Annotated in this window: 5 protein-coding genes; all 5 read left to right on the forward strand. The window is 63.0% G+C overall.

Annotation, left to right across the window (positions count from 1 at the left end; translation table 11 throughout):
* Window positions 1-53: 53 nt before the first annotated feature.
* From RUW20_RS04205 to cas2, 5 genes are read left to right on the forward strand one after another with little or no spacing between them, the layout of a single operon-like run.
* Window positions 54-308, forward strand: coding sequence for a DUF433 domain-containing protein (locus tag RUW20_RS04205; RefSeq protein WP_313950945.1), 255 nt, complete (start codon window positions 54-56; stop codon window positions 306-308).
* A complete protein-coding gene (locus tag RUW20_RS04210; RefSeq protein ID WP_313950946.1) occupies window positions 305-676 on the forward strand; it encodes a DUF5615 family PIN-like protein in 372 nt (123 codons plus the stop codon). Before RUW20_RS04205 ends, RUW20_RS04210 begins: the two co-directional genes overlap by 4 nt.
* Window positions 669-1,301: a CRISPR-associated protein Cas4 gene (gene cas4 / locus RUW20_RS04215; protein ID WP_313950947.1), complete on the forward strand. Its 633-nt coding sequence runs from the start codon at window positions 669-671 to the stop codon at window positions 1,299-1,301. Before RUW20_RS04210 ends, cas4 begins: the two co-directional genes overlap by 8 nt.
* A gap of 2 nt (window positions 1,302-1,303) precedes the next feature.
* A complete protein-coding gene (gene cas1c / locus RUW20_RS04220) occupies window positions 1,304-2,335 on the forward strand; it encodes a type I-C CRISPR-associated endonuclease Cas1c (protein WP_313950948.1) in 1,032 nt (343 codons plus the stop codon).
* A 5-nt stretch (window positions 2,336-2,340) separates the two neighbouring features.
* Window positions 2,341-2,631, forward strand: a complete 291-nt coding sequence (gene cas2 / locus RUW20_RS04225) for a CRISPR-associated endonuclease Cas2 (protein WP_313950949.1) — start codon at window positions 2,341-2,343, stop codon at window positions 2,629-2,631.
* The last annotated feature ends 230 nt before the right edge of the window (window positions 2,632-2,861 follow it).

Raw genomic sequence — 2,861 nt, forward strand, 5'->3', positions numbered from 1 at the left:
ATCGACGGCCTCAATCCGGAGATCATTCCGGGTTTTTGACAAGGAGTCTGACAATGGACTGGCATGAGCGCATTGTTTCCGATCCGGACACCCTGTTCGGCAAGCCGCGCATCAAGGGGACGCGGATCGGGGTGGAACTGGTTCTGGATCTGATGGCCTCGGGCTGGAGCGAAGCGCAGATACTCGAAAGCTATCCGCACTTGAAGCTGGAAGATCTGCAGGCCGTTTTCGCCTTCGTCCGAGACTGCCTGAAAGACGAGACCTACATCATGCAAGGGACGCTTCACCCGCCCGGAATCGTCGTGTGAAGCGAGTGCTGCTGGCCGACGAGAACTTCCCCTTGTTGGTGGTCAAGGGCCTTGTCGCGGCTGGCTACGAGGTGCTCGCGGTGGCTAGCATCGGCCCAGGGCTGAGTGATCGGGCGGTACTCGAACTGGCGCGAGAGCAAGGTCGTTGCCTGCTGACTTTCGACGCCGATTTCGGCGACCTGGTGTTCTTTCAAGGGATGCCCCCGCCGCCGGCCATCCTCTACTTTCGACTTCAACCGATCGTCATCGAAGAGGTCCTGGCCGCGACCTTGCGCGCGCTGACCGAGGTGCCCGATGGCTGCCTTGCCGTCATTACCCGCAATGAAATCCGCTTGCGGCCACTCTCGGCGGTACGCTCAGATGGCTGAGAACACCGACCCGATTCCAGTCTCGGCCATCCAGCACTGGTGCTACTGCCCGCGCCAGTGTCTGCTGATCCACGCCGAACAGGCTTTCGCCGAGAACGTGCATACCATGCGTGGGCAGGCGGTGCATGAGCGTGTCGATGAGGCTGGCGTGGAGAGCCGGGCGGGGGTTCGCACCGCGCGCGCGGTGCCGTTGTGGTGCGACCGGCTGGGGCTGGTCGGCAAGGCCGATGTCGTCGAATTCCTCGCCGACGGGACGCCGTATCCGGTGGAGTACAAGCACGGCCGCAAGGGCAAGGCGGCCAAGGGTGTTCATGACCATCTGCAGCTCGCGGCGCAAGCACTCTGCCTTGAAGAGATGACCGGCAAGGCGGTTGCCGTCGGCGCCATCTATCACGCCACCTCGCATCGTCGCCGAGAGGTAGCCATTACCGACGTGCTTCGTGCGCAGGTGGAAGAGACGGTGGCGGCTATCCGGCAGGCCCTGGCCTCCGGCACGCTGCCACCGCCGGTCAATGACGAGCGCTGCCGTGAATGCTCGCTGATCGATCTTTGCCAACCAGCGCCGCTGGCCGCGCATGCGCGCCAAAAGGAACTGGCGGCCCAGCTCTTTCTGGCGGATGACTGAAAATGCAGACGCTACTCAACACGCTGTACGTCAGCACGCCGATGTCCTACCTGCATCTCGACAACGATACCGTGCGCGTCGAGATCGAGCGGGAAACAAGGCTGCGCGTGCCCCTTCACCATCTGGGCGGCGTTGTGCTCTTCGGCAACGTGCTGGTCTCGCCGGCGCTCATTCATCGCCTGGCTGACGAAGGCAAGAGCCTGGTATTGCTCAGCGAGCACGGGCGATTCAAGGCGCGGATGGAAGGGCCGACATCGGGGAACATCCTGCTGCGCCAGGCGCAGCATGCCCGCGCGGCAGATCCGAGCTTCGCCCTGGCGATCGCTCGCGCCTTTGTTGCGGGCAAGATCAAGAATACGCGGCAGGTGCTTTTGCGCGGCGGGCGCGAGGCCAAGAACGGTGATGACAGCGCGCAGCTGACACGGCGTGCCGACGACCTCGCTGCGTCGCTGCGGGCTTTACCGGCGGCAGGCGATCTCGATTCGGTTCGCGGCGTCGAGGGTGAGGCGGCCCGGCAGTATTTCGCCGGGCTGAACCTTGTACTTCGTCCCGAGTCGCGTGCCACTTTTACCATGGATGGTCGCAGCCGCCGGCCACCGCGCGACCGAATGAATGCCTTGCTGTCCTTCCTTTACGCGATGTTGATGAACGACTGCCGCTCCGCCGTGGAGGCGGTCGGTCTCGATCCGCAACTTGGTTTCCTGCATGCTGTCCGTCCGGGTCGCGCAGCTTTGGCGCTTGATCTGATGGAGGAATTCAGGGCGGTGGCGGATCGCCTGGCGTTGACCCTGGTCAACCGCGCCCAGGTTCAGGGCGGCGATTTCGTCGAGCATGACGGCGGTGCGGTAACGCTGGGCGAGACTGGTCGCAAGACGGTGATCGTTGCCTGGCAAGAAAAGAAGCAGGAGGAGCTTTCGCACCCATTACTCCAAAAAACGGTAGCGATCGGTCTGTTGCCGCTGCTGCAGGCGCGCTTCCTCGCGCGGACGCTGCGTGGCGAGATGGAAAGCTATCTTCCCTTCACAACGAGGTGAGCCGCATGTTGGTGATCGTTTGCTACGACGTAAGTACGGAAACCCGGGAAGGGCGCCGCCGCTTGCGACGAGTGGCCAGGGTTTGCGAGAGCACCGGCCAGCGGGTACAAAAGTCGGTCTTCGAGTGCAAGGTCGACCGCATGCAACTGGAAGATCTGGAGCGCCGATTGTTGGCTGAAATCCAGCTCGATCAGGACTGCCTGCGCCTTTACCGGCTTGCCGAAACACGTGGTTGCGAAGTCCGGGAGTTCGGGCGCTTTCGTGCGCTCGACTACGCCGCGCCACTGGTCGTGTAGATCTGCCGGTGGCGATGCGCGAACCAGGAGCGCCCAAGGATAGGCGGCAGGTTCGCGCGCCTTGCACGTCATTGTTTTTGCGTGGAAAATTGGGCGCGCAACACGCCCATCCTGCAAGCAGCATCTCGTTCGCGTCGAGGTTCGCGCAAAGCGATCCAGAACCGCTGCTTGTACAAGCACTTGGACGCGAACGGACACGCTCCCCGGCAACGGGGAGCGAGGATTGAAAC

Origin of the sequence: Accumulibacter sp. (genome assembly GCF_032229525.1) — a bacterium.
Taxonomy (GTDB): domain Bacteria; phylum Pseudomonadota; class Gammaproteobacteria; order Burkholderiales; family Rhodocyclaceae; genus Accumulibacter.

Bases quoted from the DNA above. Each gene is read 5' to 3' on its own strand.
- cas2 (WP_313950949.1), top strand. From the start codon at position 2,341: ATGTTGGTGATCGTTTGCTACGACGTAAGTACGGAAACCCGGGAAGGG.
- RUW20_RS04205 (WP_313950945.1), top strand. From the start codon at position 54: ATGGACTGGCATGAGCGCATTGTTTCCGATCCGGACACCCTGTTCGGC.
- cas1c (WP_313950948.1), top strand. From the start codon at position 1,304: ATGCAGACGCTACTCAACACGCTGTACGTCAGCACGCCGATGTCCTAC.
- cas4 (WP_313950947.1), top strand. From the start codon at position 669: ATGGCTGAGAACACCGACCCGATTCCAGTCTCGGCCATCCAGCACTGG.